General features: G+C 71.9%; 19 protein-coding genes. 9 read left to right on the forward strand and 10 right to left on the reverse strand.

Annotated elements, in window-relative coordinates; all coding sequences use genetic code 11:
- Positions 1-52 precede the first annotated feature (52 nt).
- Entirely contained in the window at positions 53-1108 is a 1056-nt protein-coding gene (locus tag ABZ862_RS11860) for a LacI family DNA-binding transcriptional regulator (protein ID WP_360955984.1), read from the reverse strand.
- 340 nt (positions 1109-1448) lie between these two features.
- On the opposite strand from ABZ862_RS11860, the gene ABZ862_RS11865 reads away from it, so the two are divergent.
- The 4 genes from ABZ862_RS11865 to ABZ862_RS11880 all read left to right on the forward strand — a co-directional run bounded on the left by ABZ862_RS11865 (position 1449) and on the right by ABZ862_RS11880 (position 6287).
- Positions 1449-2759 carry an ABC transporter substrate-binding protein gene (locus ABZ862_RS11865; RefSeq protein WP_360955986.1) on the forward strand — a complete coding sequence of 437 codons (1311 nt, stop codon included), beginning with the start codon at positions 1449-1451 and terminating at the stop codon, positions 2757-2759.
- Positions 2756-3784 (forward strand): sugar ABC transporter permease, encoded by a 1029-nt coding sequence (locus ABZ862_RS11870; RefSeq protein ID WP_360955988.1) that lies wholly within the window; start codon positions 2756-2758, stop codon positions 3782-3784. Before ABZ862_RS11865 ends, ABZ862_RS11870 begins: the two co-directional genes overlap by 4 nt.
- The gene (locus tag ABZ862_RS11875; protein WP_360955990.1) at positions 3781-4689 is read left to right on the forward strand and encodes a carbohydrate ABC transporter permease; all 909 of its coding nucleotides are present in this window, start codon (positions 3781-3783) and stop codon (positions 4687-4689) included. The genes ABZ862_RS11870 and ABZ862_RS11875 overlap by 4 nt, the downstream gene beginning before the upstream one ends.
- Positions 4690-4847: 158 nt before the next feature.
- Positions 4848-6287 (forward strand): GH1 family beta-glucosidase, encoded by a 1440-nt coding sequence (locus ABZ862_RS11880; protein ID WP_360955992.1) that lies wholly within the window; start codon positions 4848-4850, stop codon positions 6285-6287.
- Positions 6288-6372: 85 nt separating this feature from the next.
- Here ABZ862_RS11880 and ABZ862_RS11885 read toward each other — a convergent pair whose 3' ends face one another.
- The 6 genes from ABZ862_RS11885 to ABZ862_RS11910 form a co-directional block, all read right to left on the reverse strand.
- Positions 6373-7272 carry a carbohydrate ABC transporter permease gene (locus ABZ862_RS11885; protein ID WP_360955994.1) on the reverse strand — a complete coding sequence of 300 codons (900 nt, stop codon included), beginning with the start codon at positions 7270-7272 and terminating at the stop codon, positions 6373-6375.
- Positions 7269-8255: a sugar ABC transporter permease gene (locus ABZ862_RS11890; RefSeq protein WP_360955996.1), complete on the reverse strand. Its 987-nt coding sequence runs from the start codon at positions 8253-8255 to the stop codon at positions 7269-7271. Before ABZ862_RS11890 ends, ABZ862_RS11885 begins: the two co-directional genes overlap by 4 nt.
- Positions 8252-9562 (reverse strand): extracellular solute-binding protein, encoded by a 1311-nt coding sequence (locus tag ABZ862_RS11895; RefSeq protein ID WP_360955998.1) that lies wholly within the window; start codon positions 9560-9562, stop codon positions 8252-8254. Before ABZ862_RS11895 ends, ABZ862_RS11890 begins: the two co-directional genes overlap by 4 nt.
- 348 nt (positions 9563-9910) lie before the next feature.
- On the reverse strand, positions 9911-11383 hold the full coding sequence (locus ABZ862_RS11900) for a cellulose binding domain-containing protein (protein ID WP_360956000.1): 1473 nt from the start codon (positions 11381-11383) through the stop codon (positions 9911-9913).
- A gap of 120 nt (positions 11384-11503) precedes the next feature.
- Positions 11504-12910 (reverse strand): HAMP domain-containing sensor histidine kinase, encoded by a 1407-nt coding sequence (locus ABZ862_RS11905; RefSeq protein WP_360956002.1) that lies wholly within the window; start codon positions 12908-12910, stop codon positions 11504-11506.
- On the reverse strand, positions 12907-13614 hold the full coding sequence (locus tag ABZ862_RS11910) for a response regulator transcription factor (RefSeq protein WP_360956004.1): 708 nt from the start codon (positions 13612-13614) through the stop codon (positions 12907-12909). Before ABZ862_RS11910 ends, ABZ862_RS11905 begins: the two co-directional genes overlap by 4 nt.
- 165 nt (positions 13615-13779) lie before the next feature.
- Between ABZ862_RS11910 and ABZ862_RS11915 the strand changes: the two genes are divergently transcribed.
- Positions 13780-14316 carry a hypothetical protein gene (locus tag ABZ862_RS11915; protein ID WP_360956006.1) on the forward strand — a complete coding sequence of 179 codons (537 nt, stop codon included), beginning with the start codon at positions 13780-13782 and terminating at the stop codon, positions 14314-14316.
- 139 nt (positions 14317-14455) lie between these two features.
- Here the strand turns inward: ABZ862_RS11915 and ABZ862_RS11920 are convergent, their stop codons facing one another.
- Together ABZ862_RS11920 and ABZ862_RS11925 are read right to left on the reverse strand one after the other, a co-directional pair.
- Positions 14456-15328 (reverse strand): fused MFS/spermidine synthase, encoded by an 873-nt coding sequence (locus tag ABZ862_RS11920; RefSeq protein ID WP_360956008.1) that lies wholly within the window; start codon positions 15326-15328, stop codon positions 14456-14458.
- A gap of 270 nt (positions 15329-15598) precedes the next feature.
- A complete protein-coding gene (locus tag ABZ862_RS11925) occupies positions 15599-15994 on the reverse strand; it encodes a hypothetical protein (protein WP_360956010.1) in 396 nt (131 codons plus the stop codon).
- Between the two features lie 287 nt (positions 15995-16281).
- Here ABZ862_RS11925 and ABZ862_RS11930 point away from each other — a divergent pair, with 287 nt between their 5' ends.
- Complete coding sequence (locus tag ABZ862_RS11930) at positions 16282-17760, forward strand: tetratricopeptide repeat protein (RefSeq protein ID WP_360956012.1); 1479 nt, start codon at positions 16282-16284, stop codon at positions 17758-17760.
- 151 nt (positions 17761-17911) lie between these two features.
- Here ABZ862_RS11930 and ABZ862_RS11935 read toward each other — a convergent pair whose 3' ends face one another.
- Positions 17912-18508, reverse strand: coding sequence for a histidine phosphatase family protein (locus ABZ862_RS11935; RefSeq protein ID WP_360956013.1), 597 nt, complete (start codon positions 18506-18508; stop codon positions 17912-17914).
- 309 nt (positions 18509-18817) lie between these two features.
- Here ABZ862_RS11935 and ABZ862_RS11940 point away from each other — a divergent pair, with 309 nt between their 5' ends.
- The 3 genes from ABZ862_RS11940 to ABZ862_RS11950 are packed head-to-tail and all read left to right on the forward strand — an operon-like array spanning position 18818 to position 22522.
- A complete protein-coding gene (locus ABZ862_RS11940; RefSeq protein WP_360956015.1) occupies positions 18818-19774 on the forward strand; it encodes a phosphatase PAP2 family protein in 957 nt (318 codons plus the stop codon).
- The gene (locus tag ABZ862_RS11945; RefSeq protein WP_360956017.1) at positions 19719-20918 is read left to right on the forward strand and encodes a hypothetical protein; all 1200 of its coding nucleotides are present in this window, start codon (positions 19719-19721) and stop codon (positions 20916-20918) included. The genes ABZ862_RS11940 and ABZ862_RS11945 overlap by 56 nt, the downstream gene beginning before the upstream one ends.
- A complete protein-coding gene (locus tag ABZ862_RS11950; RefSeq protein WP_360956019.1) occupies positions 20909-22522 on the forward strand; it encodes a hypothetical protein in 1614 nt (537 codons plus the stop codon). Before ABZ862_RS11945 ends, ABZ862_RS11950 begins: the two co-directional genes overlap by 10 nt.
- The last annotated feature ends 42 nt before the right edge of the window (positions 22523-22564 follow it).

Below are 22564 nucleotides of genomic sequence, written 5' to 3' on the forward strand. Positions count from 1 at the left end.
ATGTCGTACAGGCGTAGGAGACGCGCCTACTGCGCCGGGAGGAGATCCCGCCTCACGACGACGCCCGTGCCACCAGCTGGGTCGGCAGGACCGCGTGGCGGCGTTCCAGGCTGCGGGAGGTGGCCGGGCGGCTGTCGGCGATGTCGGCGAGGAGGAGGTCGAACATCGCGCGGCCCATCTCCTCTATGGGCTGCCGGACGCTGCTGAGGGGCGGGTCCATGTGGTGGGCGATGGCCGAGTCGTCGTAGCCGACGAGGGCGACGTCGTCCGGGATGCGGCGGCCCGCCTCGCGCAGGACCTGGCGGGCGCCGGCCGCCGTCACGTCGGAGCCCGCGAAGACGGCGTCGAGGCCCGGCCGGCGGGCCAGCAGCCGGGTCATGGCGCGGCGGCCGCCCTCCTCGGTGAAGTCACCCGGTTCGACGAGGAGTTCGTCGGCCTCGATCCCGGCGTCCCGGAGGGCGGCGCGGTAGCCGTCGGCGCGCCGCTGGGCACCGTAGACGTCGAGGCGGCCGGTGATGTGGGCGATGGTCCGGTGGCCCTTGGAGAGGAGGTGCTCGACGGCCTGCCTGCCGCCGCCGAAGTTGTCCGAGTCGACGGAGGTCAGCGACTCCGCGGCCGACCGGGGGCCGCTGATCACCGCCGGGATCTCCAGCTGGGCCAGCAGGTCGGGCAGCGGGTCGTCGGCGTGCACGGAGACCAGCAGGACCCCGTCGACGCGGTGCGCGGCGAGGTACTGGGCCAGGCGGCGGCGCTCCCGGTCGCTGCCCGCGAAGATCAGCAGCAGCTGCATCTCCGTGTGGGTGATCGCGGAGCCGACGCCGCGCAGCATGTCCGAGAAGTACGGCTCCGCGAAGAACCTGGTCTCCGGCTCGGGCACCACCATCGCGATCGCGTTGGTGCGGTTGGCGGCGAGCGCGCGGGCGGCCGTGTTCGGGACGTAACCGAGTTCCGCGACCGCCGCCTGGACGGCGGCGCGGGTCGCCTCGCTCACCCGGGGTGAACCGTTGATCACCCGGGAGACCGTGCCCCGGCCGACGCCGGCGCGCGCCGCCACCTCTTCGAGGGTGGGGCGACGGCTGCTCCGGCCCCGTGCTCCGTGGCCTGCCATGGGCTCCGCCTCCCGTCGACCTTGCACTGGTCAGGAATCTAACAGCCTGGTCGCGGGGCCGGACGCAGACGGTCGGCCGCGGGTACGGCCGGCCGGGTGCACGGCATCGCGACGGGCGCCGTTAGCTAACAGCCGGATAACTGAACGCACTTATGAGCGCAGACTCCCTTGACACCCTCGCGGGAACCGACGACTCTTCAACTCATCACCTGTGGGAGCGCTCCCACGGTACCTGACACATACACGTCCCGCACGTTCCCCGCCCGAGCCGCAGCGAGAAACAACGGGCCCAACAGTGCAGTTGGCCGGGGGGTCGGCACGTCAGGCAAATGGAGGAGCAATGCGCACGAGTACCCGGCTGGTGGCCTTCGCGGCCGTCGCCGCGCTGACGACGGGCCTGCTGGCCGGCTGTTCCAGCGACTCGAAAGACAGTTCGTCGAGCTCGAGCGGTGGTGACACCAAGGGGAAGACGACCCTGACGATAGGCACCTTCGGTGTGTTCGGCTACAAGCAGTCGGGTCTGTACGACGAGTACATGAAGCTGCACCCGAACATCAGCATCAAGGAGAACGTCACCACCCGGACCGACGTCTACTGGCCCAAGGTCCTCACCCGCCTCCAGGCCGGTTCCGGCGCCGACGACATCCAGGCCATCGAGGTCGGCAACATCACCGAGGCCGTCCAGACCCAGGCCGACAAGTTCGTCGACCTCGGCAAGGAGGTCGACAAGTCGCAGTGGCTGGACTGGAAGACCGCCCAGGCCACCACCAAGGACGGCAAGACCATCGGTCTCGGCACCGACATCGGCCCGATGGCGGTCTGCTACCGCAAGGACCTGTTCAAGAAGGCCGGCCTGGAGACGGACCGCACCAAGCTCGCCGCGCAGTGGAAGGGCGACTGGTCGAAGTACGTCGACCTCGGCAAGGAGTACATGAAGAAGGCGCCCAAGGGCACCAAGTTCGTGGACTCGGCCTCCTCCGTGTACCAGGCCGCCCTCAACGGCGCCAGTGAGCGGTACTACGACAAGGACGGCAACGTCATCTGGGACAAGTCCTCCGGCGTCAAGTCCGCGTGGAACGTCGCGATGAGCGTGGCCACCAGCACCATGTCGGCCAAGCTCAAGCAGTTCGACAAGCCGTGGGACCAGGGCTTCGCCAACGCCAGCTTCGCCACCGTGGCCTGCCCGGCGTGGATGATCGGCTACATCGAGCAGAAGTCCGGTGACTCGGGCAAGGGCCAGTGGGACGTGGCCCAGGCGCCGACCGCGAGCAACTGGGGCGGCTCCTTCATCGGTGTGCCGTCCGCCGGCAAGCACACCAAGGAGGCGATCGCCCTGGCGAAGTGGCTGACCGCTCCCGAGCAGCAGGCCAAGGTCTTCGCCAAGCAGGCCAGCTTCCCGTCGACCCCGGCTGCCTACGCCAGTCTGAAGCCCGCCGCGGACACCACGGCGTACTTCTCCGACGCGCCGATCACGCAGATCTTCTCCGACGCGGCCAAGACGATCCCCACGCAGTACTTCGGGATCAAGGACCAGCCGATCATGACCGCGCTGACCGACGTCGGCATCCTCCAGGTCGAGCAGAAGGGCAAGTCCCCTTCCGCGGGCTGGAACGCGGCCAAGGCTGAGATCAAGGACGTGCTCGGCCAGTGAGCAGCTCCAAAGAGGCCCTCGCGCATTCCGCGCAGAGCGCCGACGCCGCGCCCGGCTCCGTGCCGGGCGCGGCCCCGGGCGCTCACGGTCGCGGTACGCCGCCACCGGATGCCCCCTCGTGGCGCAGCCGGCTGTACCGCTGGGACATGAAGGCGTCGCCGTACGCGTTCATCTCCCCGTTCTTCCTGATCTTCGGGGCGTTCTCGCTCGTCCCGCTGCTCTACACCGCCTGGTACTCGCTGCACAACGTACAGCTGTCCTCCCTGGACACCCAGACCTGGGCGGGCCTGGACAACTACCAGAAGCTGCTGTCCTCCGAGTTCTTCTGGAACGCGCTGGGCAACACCTTCACCATCGGCGTCATCTCCACGGTGCCGCAGCTGCTCGCGGCCATCGGCCTCGCGCATCTGCTCAACTACAAGCTGCGCGGCTCCACGGTCTGGCGCGTGATCATGCTGACCCCCTACGCCACCTCGGTGGCGGCGGCGACGCTGGTCTTCACGCTGCTGTACTCGTGGGACGGCGGCATGATCAACTGGCTGCTCCACTTCGTGGGCGTCGACCCGATCAACTGGCGTGAGGCGGACTGGGGTTCGCAGTTCGCGGTGTCGTCGATCGTGATCTGGCGGTGGACCGGCTACAACGCGCTGATCTATCTGGCCGCGATGCAGGCCATCCCGGTCGACCTGTACGAGTCGGCGGCGCTGGACGGCGCCAACCGCTGGCAGCAGTTCCGGCATGTGACCGTCCCGCAGCTGCGGCCGACGATCCTGTTCACCGTGGTGGTCTCCACCATCGGCGCGACCCAGCTCTTCGGCGAGCCCCTGCTGTTCGGCGGGGTGAGCGGCACCAAGGGCGGCTCCGAGCACCAGTACCAGACCCTGGGCCTCTACATGTACGACCAGGGCTGGATCATCGGCAACCTCGGCAAGGCGTCAGCGATCGCGTGGACCATGTTCCTGATCCTGCTGCTCATCGCCGGGATCAACATGCTGTTCACCCGACGGCTGAGGAAGACCCAATGACCGCAACCGAACTGACGCTCCCTCAGCCGGAGGCGAAACCCGGCGGCCGGGACACCCGCAGGCAGCGCAGGATCATGGGCGCGGGCAAGCAGATGAACGCGGGCCCGGTCACCTACGTCGTCCTGACGGTCTTCGCGCTGGTGTCGCTGGCCCCGCTGGTGTGGACGGCGATCGCGGCCTCCCGCACCGACCAGCGGCTCGCCCAGACGCCGCCCCCGCTGTGGTTCGGCGCGAACCTGTTCTCCAACCTGGAGAGCGCGTGGAACGAGGCGTCCCTCGGCACCGCGATGGTCAACAGCACCATCGTCGCGGGGTCCATCACCATCGCGACCGTGGTGTTCTCCACGCTCGCCGGCTTCGCGTTCGCCAAGCTGAAGTTCCGGTTCTCCAACGTGCTGCTGCTGCTCACCATCGGCACGATGATGATCCCGCCGCAGCTCGCGGTCGTCCCGCTGTACCTGTGGATGTCCGACCTCGGCTGGTCCAACCAGTTGCAGACGGTCATCCTGCCGACGCTGGTCACCGCCTTCGGCACGTTCTTCATGCGGCAGTACCTGCTCCAGGCGCTGCCGACGGAGCTGATCGAGGCGGCCCGGGTGGACGGCGCGAGCAGTCTGCGCGTCGTGTGGCACGTGGTCTTCCCGGCGGCCCGGCCCGCGATGGCCGTGCTCGGCCTGCTGACCTTCGTGTTCGCCTGGAACGACTTCCTGTGGCCGATCATCGCCCTCAACCAGCAGAACCCGACCGTCCAGGTCGCGCTGAACTCGCTGGGCACCGGTTACGTCCCCGACCAGTCCGTGATCATGGCGGGCGCGCTGCTCGGCACGCTTCCGCTGCTCATCGCCTTCCTGCTGTTCGGCAAGCAGATCGTGGGCGGCATCATGCAGGGCGCGGTCAAGGGCTGACGCCCCGCACCGCCACCGGGCTTCCCCCGGGGGCCGGGTCAGCGCCGCCCCGGCCCCGACAGCCCGCTTCCCCTCGTATCCCCTTCCCCTCCTCTTCGGCCCGCGGGTCCCCTCTCCTCGACCCGGGGGGCCGTACGACCTCCTATGGGAGCGCTTCCATGCCTGAGTCCGCACAGCCGGAGACCCCGGTGACCTTTCCCCCCGGCTTCCTCTGGGGCGCCGCGACCTCCGCGTACCAGATCGAGGGCGCGGTGCGGGAGGACGGCCGTACGCCCTCCATCTGGGACACCTTCAGCCACACCCCCGGCAAGACCGCCGCCGGCGAGAGCGGTGACATCGCTGTCGATCACTACCACCGTTACCGTGACGACGTGGCCCTGATGGCGGACCTGGGCCTGTCGGCGTACCGCTTCTCGGTCTCCTGGTCCCGGGTGCAGCCCACCGGCCGCGGCCCCGCCGTCCAGGTCGGCCTGGACTTCTACCGCCGGCTGGTCGACGAGCTGCTCGACCACGGCATCAAGCCCGCCGTCACCCTGTACCACTGGGACCTCCCGCAGGAGCTGGAGGACGCGGGCGGCTGGCCGGAGCGCGACACGGCGTACCGTTTCGCCGAGTACGCGCAGATCGTCGGCGAGGCGCTCGGCGACCGGGTGGAGAGCTGGATCACGCTCAACGAGCCCTGGTGCAGCGCCTTCCTCGGCTACGGCTCCGGTGTGCACGCCCCCGGCCGTACCGACCCGCTGGCCTCCCTGCGCGCCGCCCACCACCTGAACCTGGCGCACGGCCTCGGCACGACGGCGCTGCGCTCGGCGATGCCGGCCCGCAACACGGTCGCGCTCAGCCTGAACTCGTCGGTGGTGCGGCCCGTCTCGCAGAGCCCCGCCGACCTGGCGGCCGCGCAGAAGATCGACGACCTCGCCAACGGCGTCTTCCACGGCCCGATCCTGCACGGCGCGTACCCGCGGTCGCTGTTCGAGGCGACGTCGTCGATCACGGACTGGTCGTACGTCCTGGACGGCGACCTCAAGCTGATCCACCAGAAGCTGGACGCGCTGGGCCTGAACTACTACACCCCGACACTGGTCGCCTCGACCGGGACCGAGCTGTCCGGCCCGCGCGCCGACGGCCACGGCGCCAGCGACCACTCCCCCTGGCCGGGCGCGGACGACGTCGCCTTCCACCAGACGCCGGGCGAACGGACGGCGATGGGCTGGAGCATCGACCCGACCGGCCTGCACGAGCTGCTCATGCGCTACTCCCGCGAGGCTCCGGGCCTGCCGCTCTACATCACCGAGAACGGCGCGGCCTACGACGACAAGCCCGACCCGGACGGCCGCGTCCACGACCCCGAGCGCGTCGCCTACCTGCACGGCCACCTCGCGGCGGTCCGCCGCGCCATCACCGACGGCGCGGACGTGCGCGGCTACTACCTGTGGTCCCTGATGGACAACTTCGAGTGGGCCTACGGCTACGGCAAGCGCTTCGGCGCGGTGTACGTCGACTACGCCACCCTCGCCCGCACCCCGAAGTCGAGCGCCCACTGGTACAGCGAGGCCGCCCGCACCAACGCCCTGCCGGGCGTGGACTCGGTGAACTGACTCCTCGAACCACCCGGACCGGGGGAAACAGGGGGAGAGGCGCGGCACGCCGGGGGCGTGCCGCGCCTCGCTGTGTCCCGGCGCCTCATCCCTTGCCGGAGCCCAGGGTGAGGCCGTTGACGAAGTGGCGCTGGAGGGCGAAGTAGACGGCGAGGGTGGGGAGGGCGGTGAGGAGGGCTCCCGCGGCGACCAGGTTGGGGTCGGTGAAGTACTGGCCCGAGAGGTTGTTCAGGGCGGAGGTGATCGGCATGTTCGCGCCGGTCGAGATCAGGACCAGGGCCCAGAAGAAGTCGTTGTAGATCCAGATGGAGAGGAGGGTCGCCAGGGCGGCCATGGCGGGCCGGCAGAGGGGGAGGGTGATCTGCCAGTACAGGCGCCAGACGGAGGCGCCGTCGACCAGCGCGGCCTCGGTCAGCTCGTGGGGCAGGGAGCGCATGTAGTTGCTCAGCACGAACGCGCAGAACCCGGACTGGAACGCCACATGGATGAGGACCAGGCCGAGCGCGGAGTCGTAGAGCTTGCCGCTGGCGGTGATGCCGGGCAGGTCGGTGAGCAGGTACATGCGGTACAGCGGGGTGATGATGACCTGCTGCGGGAGCAGGTTGCCGGCGGTGAAGACCAGCAGCAGGGCGAGGTTGAGGCGGAAGTCGAAGCGGGCGACGTAGAACGCCACCATGGAGGAGAGGAACAGGGTCAGGAGCACCGACGGGACCGCTATCAGCAGGGTGTTGCCGAAGTAGTGGATCATGTCGGACTGCTGGAAGGCGTTCCTGAAGTTGGCCAGGCTCAGGGTGTCCGGCCAGGAGACGTAGCCCTTGGCGCTGGTCTCGGCGTAGGGGCGCAGGGCCGAGAAGACCGCCCACAGCAGCGGGGCCAGCCAGGCCAGGGCGGTGGCGGCGAGGAAGACGTGCAGCAGGACGCGGGCCGGGCGCAGCGGGGCGCGGTTGCCACGGCGCGGGCCGGCCGCCAGGGCGGGGGCGGTCATGTGCGGCGTTCCTTCCGGAAGGTGGCCACCAGGTACGGGATGATCACCACGAGCGAGATGACCAGCAGGACCACCGCGATCGCCGAGCCGTAGCCGATGCGGCTGGACTCGCCGATGATGTTGTTCGTCACCAGGATCGACAGCAGTTCGGTGCCCTGGGCGCCCTTGTTGAAGACGAAGACCAGGTCGAAGGCGCGCAGGGCCTCGATGATCGTGACGACGAGCACGACGGTGTTGGTGGGCCGCAGGGTCGGGAAGATGACGCCGCGGAAGGTCTGCCACTCGTTCGCGCCGTCCAGTGCGGCCGCCTCGCGCAGGGACGGGTCCACGCTCTTCAGCCCGGCCAGGTAGAGGATCATCATGTAGCCGGTGTGGCGCCAGGACGCGGCGACCAGGACCGCCCACAGGTTGAGCTTCGGGTCGCCGATCCAGTCGATGTAGTGGCCGGGCCTGTTGGTGCCCAGGAGGCTGTTGATCAGACCGGTGTCGGGGTTGTAGACGAGCTGCCAGACGAACCCGATGCACGCCATGGAGATCACGACGGGCAGGAAGAACGCCGTCTGGTAGACGCGGCTGAAGCGGATCCGCTTGTCGAGCTGGACGGCGAGGAACAGCCCGAACGGCGTCGGGATCAGGATGAGGACGACGAACCAGACGACGTTGTGCTGGACGGCGGGCCAGAACTGCGGGTTGTCCTCGAAGAGCTGCCGGAAGTTGTCCAGGCCGACCCACCTGATCGCGTCGAAGCCGATGCCGTCCCAGGTGGTGAAGGCGAGGGCGACGGAGGCGAGGGCGGTCACCCAGACGAGGATCACGTGCAGGACCGTCGGCACGCCCGCCATCACGGCGAGCGTGATCCGGTCGCGGCGGGTCAGCAGGCGCCGGGCGCCCCGGTGCGCGGGCCGCCCCTCGGGCGCGGGCGCGTGCCCCGGGGGCGGCTCGGCGGCCGTCCCCGGGGACTTCGTGGGAATGTCCGTGGTCATGCGGAGGCGAAGATCGTCTTCTTCTGGCGTTCGATCGAGGACAGCAGTCCGTCGACGCCCTTGGGGTTCTGGACGAACTTCTGCAACGCGGGCTGCATCACCGTGGAGGTGAAGTCGGGGCGGCTGTCGCGGTCCATGAACTGGGTGAGGCTCTTGGCGCCGCTGATCATGGCGTACGCCTTTTTTTGCAGGGCGGTGTACGAGGACGTGTCCGCCTTGCCGGAGGCGGCGACCACGCTGGAGTCGGCCTTCAGATAGATCTGTTCGGCCTGGGGAGTGCCGAGGAACTCCAGGAGTTTCACGGCTCCGGCGTGGTTCTTCGGCGCCTTGCTGAGCATGAAGCCGTCGGTGGGCGCCTCGACGGTGTCCTGGCCGTAGGCGGGGTCGATCTCCGGGAAGGCGAAGAAGTCGATGTCGTCGAGGACGGCCTTGTCGGTGAACTGCTGGGCCACGAAGGAGCCGAGGAGATACAGCCCGGCCTTCCCCGCGGCGAGCGTCTGCGCGGCGTCCTCCCAGGTGCGGCCCATCGCGCCGTCCTGGTGGTACGGCAGGAGTTCGGTCCAGTGGTCGAAGACGGCTCTGACCCTGGCGTCGGTCCAGGACGCCTTGCCGGCCATCAGCTCGACGTGGAAGTCGTAGCCGTTGAGGCGGAAGTCGAGCTGGTCGAAGGTGCCCATGGCGGGCCAGGCGTCCTTGTCGCCGAAGGCGATGGGGACCAGGCCGTCCTTCTTCATCCGCTTGCACAGGGCGATCAGCTGGTCCCAGGTGGCGGGTATCTCGTAGCCGTGCCGCTGGAAGACGCTCTTGCGGTAGAAGAGCGCCCACGGGTACGTGACCAGCGGAACGAAGTAGTACGTGCCGTCCTCGCCCACGCTGAGCTTCTTCATCGCCTCGGGGAAGTTGCCCCCGATCTTCGCCCACACGTCGTCGATGGGCGTGGCCAGCTTCTTGGCCGCGAAGAACTGCATACGGTACCCGGCGAACCAGTTGAACACGTCGTCCGGGGTGCCCTGGAGATAGGAGTTGATCTGCTCCTGGAAGGTGTTGTGGTCCTTGGTGTTGACGTGGACCGTGATGCCGGACTGCTTCCTGAACGCGGCGTACAGCTGCTCGAACGCCTTCTTCGGGACGGCGTCCGACGCGTTGGAGCCGAGGGAGACGGTCTTGGGGTCGGAGGCGCTGCCGCCGCTTCCGCAGGCACTGAGCAGGGGGACCCCGGTCCCGAGGGCGGCGGCGCCGGCCAGCCCCTGTAACAGGGTGCGGCGGCCGGGGCGGCGGGAGGTGAAGCCGGACGGTGCGAGAGACATGGCGACTCCAGGGGACTCGGCTGGCTCGGCTCGCCACATCAGAGCACGCTCCCGGGGGCACGGGAAGAGGCGTACAGCCCGCGGGCTGTACGCCTCTCGATCCGACGCCGGCCGGACGGCCGTCAGACGGCCACCGGTCGGTCACCTCGCCGGTTTTCTGTGGGGGGTGTTGTGGGGGGTCTTGTGGGGGTGCTGTGGGGGGGTGTTCGTGGGGGGATGTGGGGACTATGGGGGTTTGTGGGAGGTTGTGGGGTTTATTCGTGGGGGCTGTCGGGGCCGGGGCCTGCGGGTCCGGGGGGAACCCGCGGGTCTGGGGGAACCCGCGGGTCCGCGGCCCGGCCCCGGGGATCAGTTGAACGCGTTGAAGGCCTTGGAGAAGGCGTTCGCGTCCTGGACGATCGAGCTGCAGGTCGCGTCCGCCGTGGCCTTGGCACCGCCGGCGCACTGCTTGTCACGGGTCGCGGACCACATCGACAGCCAGCCGAGGCCCTTGGACTTGGCGAAGGTCACCAGCTGGCTGGCGTCGTCCACCTTGAAGATCTCCGTGGACTGGTCGTTGACACCGATCATCGGGGTCACCGCGACGGCCTTCCAGGCGGCGCTGTCGGTCAGCCCCAGCACGCTCTTGATCTGCGCCTGGGTGGCGGTGGCGGCCTGCTCGGCGTAGGTGCCCATGTCACCGCTGTAGGAGGCGCCGTAGTCCATCGCCATGACGTTGACGGTGCTGATCTTCACGCCGTTGGACTTGGCGTTGGACAGCAGGGTCACGCCGTCCTGGGTCAGGCCCTCGGGCATCACCGGGAGGGTGAAGGAGACGTCCAGGTTCGTGTGCGACGCCTGGAGCTTGGCGATCGCCTGGGCGCGGCGGGTGTTGGCCGCCGTGTTGGGCAGCGCGGCGCCCTCGATGTCGAAGTCGACCTTGGTGAGCTTGTACTGGTCGACGACCTTGCCGTACGCCGTCGCCAGCGCGTCCGCGGAGGAGCAGGTCAGGCCCAGCTCCTGGCCGGAGGCGCCGCCGAAGGAGACGCGCACGTCACCGCCCTTGGCGCGCAGCGCGCCGATCTGCGCGGCCACGGAGTCGCTCGCCAGGTCGGTGACGCCGCCCCACTTGGGGGTGCAGCCGCCGCCGTCGGTGACGAAGGCGAGGTTGTAGTTCTTCACGCCGGTCGCATTGGTGTTCGCGATCAGGTCGAACGCCGGGTAGAGCGAGGTGTCGACGTACGGGGCGAAGCCGGCCGAGGTGGTGGTGCCGGTGCCGGAGCTCTGGGTGGGGCTGGCGGTGGCCGTGGGGGTGGAGGTGGCCGACTTGGTCGGAGTGGGGGTCGCCGACTGGGTGGGGGTGGCCGTGGGGGTGGCGGTCTCGGTGGGACGGCCGCTGGGCTCCGGGGTGGCGGTGCTGTCGGTGGAGCACTTGACGTTGTCGATCAGGCAACCGGTCGGGTTGCTGCCGCCGTTGACGACGAAGCCGACGGTGACCGACTTGCCCGCGGCGAGACCGTCGGTCTCCCACGTGGCGTGCTTCACGGTGACGTGCTGGCCGCTGACGCTGTACTCGGCGTTCCACAGCGAGCTGATCTTGTTGCCGGAGGGGAGGTCGAACTCCAGCGTCCAGTCCTTCTCGGTGGAGCCGCTGTTGTTCGTGACGACGTACTGCGCCGTGTAACCGGTGCCCCAGTCGCTGGTCTTGGTGTACGCGGCGCCGACGCCGGCGGCGTTCGCCGTACCGGTGAGCAGCAGGGCGCCACCGCCGACGACGGCCGCGGCGACCACGCTGCCGATCACCTTGTTCCTGCCACTGATGCTGCGCCGGTGCGTGCTCATCGGGTGCCTGCCTTCGCCGTTCGCTGGGGTCCGCCGGGGGTGCGGTACGGCAGCACGCTAGCGCCCGGGAAACGGGCAAAACGCCTGTTCCAGACGGGGTTCGAAGGTCTTAGGGTGCGCTTAAGGAAGGGATCGGGATCGATTAAAGGTCGAGACCAATCCGCCCGTCCGGCGCCTGCGCACCGCCCCTCGGTGACCCCGTCCGGCGGTCTTGCGGCCGTCCAGCTGGATCCAGATCCGCACCTCGGTGCCGCCCAGCACGGAGGAGCCGATCCGTACGTCGCCGCCGGTCTGTTCGGCGAGTCTGCGCACGATGTCGAGGCCGAGTCCGGTCGAGCCGGCCTGCCCGCTGCCGCTGCCGCGGGCCATGGCCGCATCCGGGTCGGGTATGCCCTGTCCGGCGTCGGAGACCAGCACGATCACCGCGTCCTCGGCGTTGTGCACGTCGACCGCGAAGGCGGTGCCCTCGGGGGTGTGCCGGAAGACGTTGCCGAGCAGCGCGTCGAGGGAGGCGGCGAGATCGGCGCGGGCCACCGGTACCCGGACCGGCCGGTCGACCCCGGCCACCCGCCACTTGCGGCCCTCGTCCTCGGCGAGCGCCGACCAGAACTCCATGCGCTGGCGCACCACTTCGGCCACGTCGCAGCCGGCGCCCGCGCCCACGGCGGCGGTCTGCGGTTTGGCCTCGCGGGCGGTACGGATGATGGTGTCGACCTCGCCCTCCAGCTTGGCGACCGCGGCGCGGGTCTGCTCGGCGACGGGGGTGTCGCCGAGGGAGGCGGCGTTGAGCCGCAGCACGGTCAGCGGGGTGCGCAGCCGGTGGGAGAGATCGGCGGCCAGTTCCCGCTCGTTGGCGAGCAGTTGGACGACCTGGTCGGCCATCGAGTTGAACGCCTCGGCGGCCAGCCGCAGTTCCTTCGGTCCTTCTTCGGGCACCCGTGCCCCCAGCTTCCCCTCGCCCAGTTCGTGCGCGCCCTCGACGAGCCGCTGGGCGGGCTGCACCATCCGTACGCCGAGCCGGTCGGCGACGGCCACCGAGCCGAGGATCAGCGCGACACCGACACCGGCGAGCACCGCCCAGGCCGTGCCCACACCGTTGCTGACCTCGGCCTCCGGGACGTACACCTCGACGACGGCGGTGCCGCTGCTCAGCGCGACCGGCTGGAGCAGGGTGGAGCCGCCGGGCACCTCGGTGGTGGAGGCGCGGCCGAGACGCCGTACGGTCGCGATGTCCTTGGTGGCCGCGCGCCGCTTGCCGATCTCGACGGCGGCCACGGTTCCGTCGTCGCTCGCGGGGATGTGCACCGACACCCCGGCGTCCGAACCGGCCGATGCGACGACCCGGTCCAGCTGGTCGCGGTCGGTGGTGATGGACAGCGCGGGCGCGACCGCGGCGGCCTGCCGCTCCGCGTTGGAGAAGGCGCGGTCGCGGGCCATCTCCTTGACGACCAGGCCGAGCGGCACCGCGAAGGCGACCACGACCATGGTGGTGACGGCCAGGCAGACCTTGACCAGGGCCCATCTCATCGGGTCGGCTCCAGTCCGCCGGGCGGCTCCAGCTTCACACCGACACCGCGCAGGGTGTGCAGATAGCGCGGCCGGGCGGCGGTCTCGCCCAGTTTGCGGCGCAGCCAGGACAGATGGACGTCGATGGTCTGGTCGTCGCCGTAGGACTGCTGCCACACCTCGGCGAGGAGCTCGCGGCGCGCGACGACGACGCCGGGCCGTCCGGCGAGGAAGGCGAGCAGGTCGAACTCGCGGCGCGTCAGATCGAGCCGGCTGCCGTCCAGTTCGGCCTGGCGGCGCAGCGGGTCGACGGTGAGTCCGCCGACGCGTATCACGCTGGACGGCGGATCGTCCCCGGCGGCGGCGCGGGACCGGCGGAGCACGGCCGCCATGCGCGCGGACAGATGCTCGACGGAGAACGGTTTGGTGAGGTAGTCGTCCGCGCCGGCGTTGAGCAGCCGCACGATCTCCGTCTCGTCGTCGCGGGCGGTGGCGATGATGACGGGCACGTCGGTGATGCCGCGCAGCATCTTCAGCGCCTCGGAGCCGTCGAGATCGGGCAGACCGAGGTCCAGGATGACCACGTCGAAGCGGAAATGGGCGACCTCGCGCAGCGCTTCGAGCGCCGTGCCGACGCTGCGCACGGTGTGGGTGGCATCGGTGAGATGCCTGATGAGCGCCGAGCGTACGAACTGGTCGTCCTCGACGACGAGCACACTTGCCATGCGCCGCACCGTACGCCATACGGCCGACGCACAGCCGCGACCTGTGGACAACTCGGGGCATGTGCCTACGCAGTGGGCGTCGCGACCCGGCGCTGTGGCGGACTTGTGGCGGTCGTCCGCAGGACGTGTGCGAGCGGTGGTGCGGGTGAGGCAATATGGTCCGCGATGCGCAGAGGACTCGTACACGTACTCGCATGGTCGCTCGCCACGGGCGCGGCGGTCACGCTGTCGTGGTGGGGTGTGCACACGGTGATGGCGGGTACGGCCTACGACCCGCCGCGCGCCCTGCCCATCGCGGCGGCCGAGGCGAACTCGCCGGAGCCGCTGGTCTCCGCGACGGCCCGGGCCCGCCCCTCGAAGGCCGCGAAGCAAACCCCCACCGCCTCCCCCACCGTCACCCGCCGGACGGCGAGCGCCTCCTCCACCCCCACCGGCCCGGCGTCGGGCAGTCCCGCTCCGAAGCCTTCGGCGACGGCCTCGGGCCAGGTGCAGAGCTCGGACACCGCCGGCGGCCGGGTGGTCTTCGACCTCGGCACGGCCGACGCGACTCTCGTCTCGGCGTCCCCGAAGAGCGGATGGTCGATGCAGGTGTGGAAGACGGCGACGTGGATCCGGGTGGAGTTCACGTCGGGCACGGACAAGGTGTCGGTGATCTGCGCCTGGCACGACGGCCCACCCCATGTCGAGGTCGGCAACTACTAGTGCCGCGGCAGGCAATGTTTGCCCGTGAAGGAGCGGCGTCCGGTGCGTGCTCTCTGGGGGTCCCCCCTGCTCGAAGAGCTTGGGGGAGTGCCGGGCGTCGCGACGGGGCGAACGTTGCCTGCCGCGGCACCAGTACCGGTCAGCGGAACGCGGAGGGCGGCGGGGCCGGGGAGGCGACCGCCGCCTCGTCGGTGACGGGACGGGCGCCGCCGGTGAAGTCGGTGAGGGACGTGCCGTGTTCGACCCGGGCGGGGTGCGGGTCGGAGGCGGCGCGGCGGGTGAGTTCGGTGAGGGGCAGGGGCAGGTCGGAGGCGACGAGCACGGCGTTGCCGAAGCGCTTGCCGCGCAGGACGGCCGGGTCGGCGATCAGGGCGAGTTCGGTGAAACGGGCGGCGGCGGTGGCGATCTGACCGCGCAGATGGGCCAGCGGCGGCCCGTCGGTGAGGTTGGCCGCGTGGACGCCGCCCGGTTTCAGGGCGCGGCGGACCTCGTCGAGGAACTCGGTGGAGGTGAGGTGGGCGGGGGTGCGGGCCCCGCTGAACACGTCGGAGACGACGAGGTCGGCCCACCCGTCGGGCACCTTGGCGAGCCCGTCGCGCGCGTCGGCCGACCGCACCCGGATCCGGGCACCGGGATCGAGCGGCAGCTCCCGCCGCACCAGCCGTACGAGCGCGGCGTCCCGCTCGACGACCAGCTGGGTGGAGCGGGGCCGGGTGGCGGCGACGTACCGGGCGAGGGTGAGGGCCCCGCCGCCGAGATGCACGACGTGCACGGGCCGGCCGGCCGGTGCGACGAGATCGACGACGTGCCCGAACCACCGCTGGTACTCGAACTCGAGCCGGTCCGGCTCGTCGAGATCGACGTAGGACTGCGGCGCCCCGTCGACGAACAGCGTCCAGCCCCGCGCCCGGTCCCGATCGGGCACCAGCTCGGCAAGCCCCCCGTCGACCTCTTCGACCACGGCCTCGACCCCCACCTGCCGCCGCCGACCACCACCCCTGGACTTTCCCACCCCTCCATCCTCCCAGCCCCCACCCCCCTCCCGCGATCCAGCCCGCCCCCCACCGCCGTCGGCGGGGTCCGGGGGCGCGGCCCCGGGAGGTTGAGGGACGCAGCCCGCGGGGGGTCGGGGGCGCAGCCCCCGGTCGGGGTTCCAGGGGCGGAGCCCCTCGGGGGGTTCCAGGGGCGGAGCCCCTGGGGTCGGGTACGGGTAGGGGCGGCGGGGGCGAGACTCCCAGAGCCGACCCAGCGGACCGTCGGTGGTGGCCGGCCCGGCAAACCGTCAGCGATGACCGTCGGCCGCCTCGATCAGCCGCGCCGCCTCACCCAGCGCACGGCGCAGGTCGGCCGGATCCGTCGCCGGGTCCGCCGTATCGGGCGGCAGCAGCCACCCCGCCCCCCGGGACGGCACGGAGGGGACCGCGACCCGCATCCCCCGGCCGTCGGTCCCCGTACAGGTGCTGCCCGGCAGGTCCCACGCCTCCGCGGTGCCCGCGGGCACCACGAAGCCGAGCGTGTCGCACCCGTCGTCGTGCAGCACCGGCCCCACCGCCTCGGCACTGCCGCGCCGCAGGATGTCGACGGCCTCCAGGCCCTGCCGGGCGGGCACCGTCACGAGGTCGCACTCGGGCGGCGCCGCCGTGCGCAGCTGCGTACAAGGGTCCTTGCTGCTGTCCATTCCGGCCTCCACCGCGGAATACCGTTCCGACGAACGGCGCGGGAGTCGGGCGGCTCCCGGTCCACGCCGTTCAACGCCCGGCGGCGTCAACGGCAACGGCACATGTCAGCCGTAAAGAATGGCACTTCATGGCAGATCCCGGGTGACATATCCGTTTTGTAGCTAAACCTCGCATGACACACCCTGCGTACCGGGTACGTTCTTGCCCGCCGGAGGGGTCGGGGTCACACGGACGAACTCACCCCGCGTCCGGCGTGGTTCGACGGTTCGCACGAGAGGACCTGGCCATGGCGTCGTCAACGGAGACCTCGTCACAGCCCGGCCGTCCGGCCCGGCCCAATCTCGCCTTCCGGCAGGCGCGCGGGCCGCGCTCACCGGCCGAGTTCGCCGCGCTGGTACGACGGGCCGCGCGCGAGATCGGCGAGCAGGTCAGCTGTGACGCGCGCTACATCGGCCGGGTCGAGGCGGGTGAGATCCGCTGCCCCAACTATGCGTACGAACGGGTGTTCCTGCACATGTTCCCTGATCGCACGCTCACCGACCTGGGCTTCGCGCCCCGCTCGTCGGTCCGGGGCCGCCCGGCCCGCCCGCCGGGACGGCCGGCCGCTCCCGGCACGGATGAGACACCGGGGCCGTACGAGCCGTATGACATCCAGAACCCGCACGACGACGTGAAGGACCCACCCACCCCCCACACCCCGTACGTGCCGTACGGCACGTACGAGAGCCACGAGGAGAGCGACGTGCTGCGTCGCGCATTCATGACCGGCGGCGGCGCCACGGTGGCCGCCGCGCTGGCCCCCCTGGGCCTCGGCCCCCTCGGTCTCGTCCAGGACGCCGCCGCGGCGGACCGGGCGCCGCGTCCCGGGACGAGCGAGGCCGCCGCCGTCGAGGAGGCCGTCCGCAGGATCCGGCTGCTCGACGACCGGCACGGCGCCGACGGCCTCTACCGGCGTGCCGCCGCCCCGCTGCGCACCGCGTACGCGCTGCTCGACGCTGGCGCGACCCGCCGCGCCACCGCGGACCGGCTCCACTCGGGCGCCGGTGAACTCGCCGTCTCGGTGGGATGGCTGGCGCACGACTCGGGCCGCTTCGACGACGCGCGCTCGCACTACGCGGAGGCACTGGCGACCGCCCGGATGACCGGGGACGACGCCCTGGAGGCGCACGCTTTCTGCAACACCGCGTCCCTCGCGCGCGACGCCGGCCGTCCCCGCGAGGCGGTACGGGCGGCGCAGGCCGCCCAGCGGATCGCACGCCCGCTGGGCTCGGCGTACCTGATGTCGCTGCTGGCGCTGCGCGAGGCGGCCGGCTGGGCGGGACTCGCCGACCGCACCGCCTGCGAGCAGGCCCTCACGCGCGCGAAGGCACTCTTCGAGCGGGGCCCCTCGGAGGCCGACCCCGAGTGGATGACCTTCTACGGCGACGCCGAACTGGCGGGCCTGGAGGCGCAGTGCTGGTCGACGCTGGGCGAGTGGCCGCGCGCCGCCCGCCACACGCGTCGCGCCGTCGTCCTCCAGCACCCCCACTTCGCCCGCAACACGGCCCTCTACACGGCTCAGCTGGCCGACGACCTCGCGCGCGCGGGCCGTCCCGACGAGGCGGCGGCGGCCGGTCTGCGGGTCCTCGGGCTCATGGAGCAGGTGCAGTCGTCCCGCATCCACACGATGCTCGCGGGCACCGCCCGGGTCCTGCAGCCGCACCGGCGCGCCTCGGGCGTGCCGGAGTTCCTGGAACGCCACACGGAACTGCCCCACCTGGCCTGAACGGCACCCGGTCCGGACGGCGCGCGCACGGAACGGCACCCGCCCCGAACCGGCGGTACCCCTGAACCGGCGTCACGACCGAACCGGCGTCACACCCGAACCGGCGGCACGGCCGTGAGCAACACAACAGAACCGGCCCGAGTGGGCGCCGTCACACCTCGAGGTGACCGAGGTCGTTCCAGCTCTCGATGGCCGGTTCGCCGTAGGCCCAGCCGAGCACCGACAGGGACGTCGGGTTGAGCCGGATACGGGCCGCGAAGTCCAGCGGGAGGCCCAGCCAGCGTGCGCCGATGGAGCGCAGGATGTGCCCGTGGGCGAAGACCAGCACGTCACGGTCGGCGGCGCGGGCCCAGGAGACCACCTCGTCGGCGCGGGCGGTGACCTGGCCGAGGCTCTCGCCGCCGGGGACGCCGTCACGCCAGATGAACCAGCCGGGGCGGATGTCCTGTATGTCGCACGGGGTCATGCCCTCGTAGGCGCCGTAGTCCCATTCCATCAGCGTGTCCCACTCGGTGGCCCGGTCGCCGAACCCGGCGAGCGAGCAGGTCTCCCGCGCGCGGGAGAGCGGGCTGGTGCGCACCTCGACGCCGGGCAGGCCGTCGAACGGCGCCCGGTGCAGCCGCTCACCCAGCAGCTTCGCGCCGCGCCGGCCTTCTTCGAGCAGGGATATGTCGGTCCTGCCGGTGTGCTTGCCGGACACGGACCAGGAGGTCTGTCCGTGCCGAGCCAGCAGGATGCGCGGTGCCATGGGAACGGGCCTTTCGGGGCGGAGCGGGGACGGGCGGGAGGGGAGAAAACGGAAACGGAGCCCTTCCATCATCGCTCACCGGGCAGGGGGCGATCGCGATCGCACCGGCGGGGGCAACCCCGCGCGCGGTCCCGGCGTCTCTCAGTGCCGGAGCACACGGCACAGGTTCGTGCGGAGGCGCCGCGCACACCCGTGCGGGAGCCCCGCGCAGGTCTGTGCCGAAGCCCCGCACCGGCCCGTGGGCCGACCGCATAAGGTGACACGACCGGCCCACGGAGCGGGGCGGAGGAGAAGGGGGAGGAAGACCGGATGCCGCAGACCGAGACACCCGGCGCCGAGACGGGCCGGTGGACCCGGCTGCGCTGGTGGACCGAGCTTCCGCTGATCCTCCTGGTGTACGCCTGCTACTCGGCGGGCCGGCTGCTGGCCAGGGGCGACGTCTCGAGCGCCGTCGACCACGGCACGGCGATCCTGCGCTTCGAGCAGGCCCTGCACCTCAACGCCGAGCACCCGCTCAACCGCCTGTTCACGCACGAGGCGTGGCTCGGTGTGCCGGCGGACTTCTGGTACGCGTCGCTGCACTACCTGGTCACGCCCGCGATCCTGGTCTGGCTGTTCCGGCGCCGGACGGCGGTCTACCGCACGGCCCGCACCTGGCTGATGACGTCCACGTTCATAGGACTGATCGGTTTCACCCTGCTGCCCACCTGCCCGCCCCGGCTGCTGGACGCGGGTCACGGCTTCGTCGACACGATGGCCCAGTACAGCGCGTACGGCTGGTGGGGCGGCCAGGCCAGCGCGCCGCGGGGCCTGGGCGGCATGACGAACCAGTACGCCGCCATGCCGAGCCTGCACGTCGGCTGGGCGCTGTGGTGCGGCGTCATGCTGTGGCGCCACGGCGGTACGCGCCTGACGAAGGCGGCGGGTGTCGCCTACCCGCTGCTGACCGCGATCGTGGTCATGGGCACCGCCAACCACTACTTCCTCGACGCCGTCGCGGGCGTGGCCGTGATGGGTGTCGGACTGCTGCTCGCGCCGCGGGTGAGGGGCGTCGCGGAGGCGGTGCGCGGGCAGGTCGTCACACGCTTCGCACCCGCCCCTTCCGGCACGGGCTCCCCCATTGTCAGTGGCGGATGCCAGACTGCCGCGGGTGAACGTTTTCCACGGCAGCGCGAGTCCAGCACCGGTACCGAGGCCGACGTCGGAGCCGGTGCCGGAGCCGCTGCCCGAGACGCCGGGGAAGAGGCTGCGGCAGCAGCTCACTGAGCTGCGCGGCGGCCCCGCCGTACCGGCCAGGGCGCTGGACGCGCGGGCCCTCGCGGCGCTCGCCGCGAACCCGGGCTGCCGGCGGCGCGCCCTCCTGGACGGCGCCGGGGTGGACAAGGGGAGGCTGGCGGACGCGCTGGGCTCCCCCGCCGCCTTCGGGCAGTCCCAGTTCGCCCTCACCCGGGGCAACGCGTTCGAGGCGAAGGTCAAGGCCGACGGCGGCGCCGAGCTGCTGCGCCTGGCGCACGAGCGGCTCGACCCGTCCGCCGGGCCGCCGACGCGGGCGTACGTGCCCGACCTGACCGCGGCGGGCTTCGAGGGCCGTACGGCGCGTACGGCGATGGCGCTGCGCGAGGCCGCGGAGACGGGCGACTGGACGCTGCTGGACCATCCGATGGTCGCACTGGACGTGGCGGGTTCGCCGGCCTTCCTGGAGCCGGACGCGGTGGTGGTGCACCCGGACGGCAGCTGGACGGTCGTGGAGATCAAGTCGTTCCCGATGCTGGACGGCTCCGCCGACCCGGCGAAGGTGGGCGCCGCCGCCCGCCAGTCGGCGGTGTACGTGCTCGCGCTCGAGCAGGTCGCCGCGCGGCTGGACCCGGCGCCGCGGGTCCGCACGCGCGTCCTGCTGGTGTGCCCCAGGGACTTCTCCAACCTGCCCACCGCCTCCGCGGTCGACGTGCGCAAGCAGCGGGCGGTGACCGCCCGCCAGCTGGGGCGCCTCACGCGCGTGCAGGACATCGCCGACGCCCTGCCCGAGGGCACCTGTTTCTCCCCCGACCTGCCGCCCGCCCAGCTGGACGCCGCCGTCGAGTCGGTCCCGGCCGCGTACGCACCCGACTGCCTGGCCGCCTGCGAGCTGGCCTTCCACTGCCGCACCCGCTCCCGCGCGGCCGGTGCGGTGACCGCCCTGGGGCGCGCGGTGCGCGCCGAGCTGGGCGGGCTGACGACGGTCGAGGACGTGCTGGCCGCCGCGCACGGCACGGCGGGCGATCCCGCCGACCCGGCGGTGGCGGCCCTGCGCCGCGCGGCCGCCCTGCGCGCGGAGGCCCTGGCGTACGCAGGCTCCGGCGGGGCCGACGGTGACGCCTCCGGCAGCGGCTCCGGTGCGGCCGTCCGCCCGGAGGTGGCCGCGTGTCGCTGATCGCCGCCCTGGGCCGTATGGAGGCCGTCCGCAGCGGCCGCGCGCAGCCCGCCGCGACCGTCCGGCACCGGCATCTGTCGGAACGGCCCCTGGTGTTCGTGCCCCTCACCACCGCGGGCGAGGCCGGTGCCCCGCTGGGCGCGCTCGTCGGCACCGACCGGGACGCGCCGCGCCTGCTCGTCGTACCGCAGCCACGCGACCGTGACCTGCGGTTCGCGTTCCTCGCCGAACTCGCCGACATCGTCCTGCCGTACATCGACGACCTCGCCGCGTCGGTGGAGGCGGCCGAGCGCACCGAGGCCGACCCGGAGACCGGCAGACGGGTCAAGGTGGAGGTCGAGCTGTGCGCGGACGCGCCGCAGCTGATCGTGCCGAGCCGCGCGGGCGCCGACTTCGTCCGGCTGCTGGGCCGCTCCATGCGGTTCCGCCGCACCGCCGAACAGGACCCCGAGACCCCGTACCCGGCGCCGCCCCGGGTCCCGCTGCTGGGACGCTGGCTGACCCATTTCGGCGAGCGGGCCCGGGTGCCCGGCTCGTCGCTGCTGCTCGCCCTGACGGACGTGCTGGGCCGGCACTGGACCACCGGGCAGTCCAGCCTGGAGGACCAGCACCTGGGCGCCCTGCTCGCCTGGATCGATCCGCCCGGCGGTGCCGCGGGCAGCGGCGCCGAGGCCGCGCTGCGGGCCGAGCTGGAGCGGGCCTCCGGCGGCCGCGAGGACGGCCAGTTGATCTGCCCGCCCGCGGGCCCGGCCACCGACCCGGCGTTCGACAACAAGCTGCTCGCCCCGGCGCTCGAGCGCTACGACCGCGCCCGCACCGCCCTCGCCGCCGCCGAGGACGGTCTGGCCGCCGACCGCCGCCTCGCCGCGCTCACCGTCGCCGAGCGCGAGATCCGCGACCTGGTCGAGAGCCGTACGCTGCCCACCTGGCGGGCGGTGTGGCACGGCATCGACCTGCTGCGCGCGCTGCCGGAGGGCGCGCACGTGCCCGACCGGTGGACGCGGGACCGGTGGTCGTTCACCGCGCACCGCGACCGCGTGCTCGCGGGCGAACCCCCGCAGCCGCGCCGCGACGACGCGGTCACCGCGGCGAACAAGCTGGCCGCGCGCGAGCGCGAACAGGCCCGCCTGGACGCCCAGGAGGCGCTCGACGACCCGCTGGTGATGGCCGGACGGCGGCTGGCCGGGGAGGCGTTCGCGGGCGAGGTCGTCGACGCCGTCATGGCGTACAGCGAGGGCAGGCGCCCCAGCCCGCGGCCGCTGGTCACCGTCCGCACCGACGACCGGCCGCATCTCGGGGAGCGGATCAAGGTGTACCGCTCGCTGGGCGGCCGGCCGCAGACCGCGGAGTTCGCCGGCCTGGAGGCCGAGGGCGTGGTCGTGCTGCGGATCCTCGACAAGATGGGCCGGGGCAAGGAGCCCGAGGCGGGTTCCGTACCGGAGAAGGGCGACCGGGTCTGCTTCACGCTGTTCGAGCACGACCAGCGCGGCGGCGCGAAGCTGCCCGACCCGGAGAACACCCCGTGGACCCACGGCGGGCCGCCCGGCGAGGCGGCGGCGATGCCGGAGGCGGCCGATCCGCCGACCGAGGAGGACCTGCTGTGACGACACCCGAGCCGCCCGCCGCCACCGGCGCCCCTTCCCCGG

Source organism: Streptomyces sp. NPDC047000 (assembly GCF_040644295.1).
Taxonomy (GTDB): domain Bacteria; phylum Actinomycetota; class Actinomycetes; order Streptomycetales; family Streptomycetaceae; genus Streptomyces.

Excerpts from the sequence above, each read along its gene's own strand:
- ABZ862_RS11910 (WP_360956004.1), bottom strand. The coding sequence starts at position 13,614 with ATGGCAAGTGTGCTCGTCGTCGAGGACGACCAGTTCGTACGCTCGGCG.
- ABZ862_RS11925 (WP_360956010.1), bottom strand. The coding sequence starts at position 15,994 with ATGGACAGCAGCAAGGACCCTTGTACGCAGCTGCGCACGGCGGCGCCG.
- ABZ862_RS11865 (WP_360955986.1), top strand. The coding sequence starts at position 1,449 with ATGCGCACGAGTACCCGGCTGGTGGCCTTCGCGGCCGTCGCCGCGCTG.
- ABZ862_RS11900 (WP_360956000.1), bottom strand. The coding sequence starts at position 11,383 with ATGAGCACGCACCGGCGCAGCATCAGTGGCAGGAACAAGGTGATCGGC.
- ABZ862_RS11860 (WP_360955984.1), bottom strand. The coding sequence starts at position 1,108 with ATGGCAGGCCACGGAGCACGGGGCCGGAGCAGCCGTCGCCCCACCCTC.
- ABZ862_RS11930 (WP_360956012.1), top strand. The coding sequence starts at position 16,282 with ATGGCGTCGTCAACGGAGACCTCGTCACAGCCCGGCCGTCCGGCCCGG.
- ABZ862_RS11895 (WP_360955998.1), bottom strand. The coding sequence starts at position 9,562 with ATGTCTCTCGCACCGTCCGGCTTCACCTCCCGCCGCCCCGGCCGCCGC.
- ABZ862_RS11885 (WP_360955994.1), bottom strand. The coding sequence starts at position 7,272 with ATGACCGCCCCCGCCCTGGCGGCCGGCCCGCGCCGTGGCAACCGCGCC.
- ABZ862_RS11905 (WP_360956002.1), bottom strand. The coding sequence starts at position 12,910 with ATGAGATGGGCCCTGGTCAAGGTCTGCCTGGCCGTCACCACCATGGTC.
- ABZ862_RS11915 (WP_360956006.1), top strand. The coding sequence starts at position 13,780 with ATGCGCAGAGGACTCGTACACGTACTCGCATGGTCGCTCGCCACGGGC.
- ABZ862_RS11890 (WP_360955996.1), bottom strand. The coding sequence starts at position 8,255 with ATGACCACGGACATTCCCACGAAGTCCCCGGGGACGGCCGCCGAGCCG.
- ABZ862_RS11940 (WP_360956015.1), top strand. The coding sequence starts at position 18,818 with ATGCCGCAGACCGAGACACCCGGCGCCGAGACGGGCCGGTGGACCCGG.
- ABZ862_RS11880 (WP_360955992.1), top strand. The coding sequence starts at position 4,848 with ATGCCTGAGTCCGCACAGCCGGAGACCCCGGTGACCTTTCCCCCCGGC.
- ABZ862_RS11875 (WP_360955990.1), top strand. The coding sequence starts at position 3,781 with ATGACCGCAACCGAACTGACGCTCCCTCAGCCGGAGGCGAAACCCGGC.
- ABZ862_RS11935 (WP_360956013.1), bottom strand. The coding sequence starts at position 18,508 with ATGGCACCGCGCATCCTGCTGGCTCGGCACGGACAGACCTCCTGGTCC.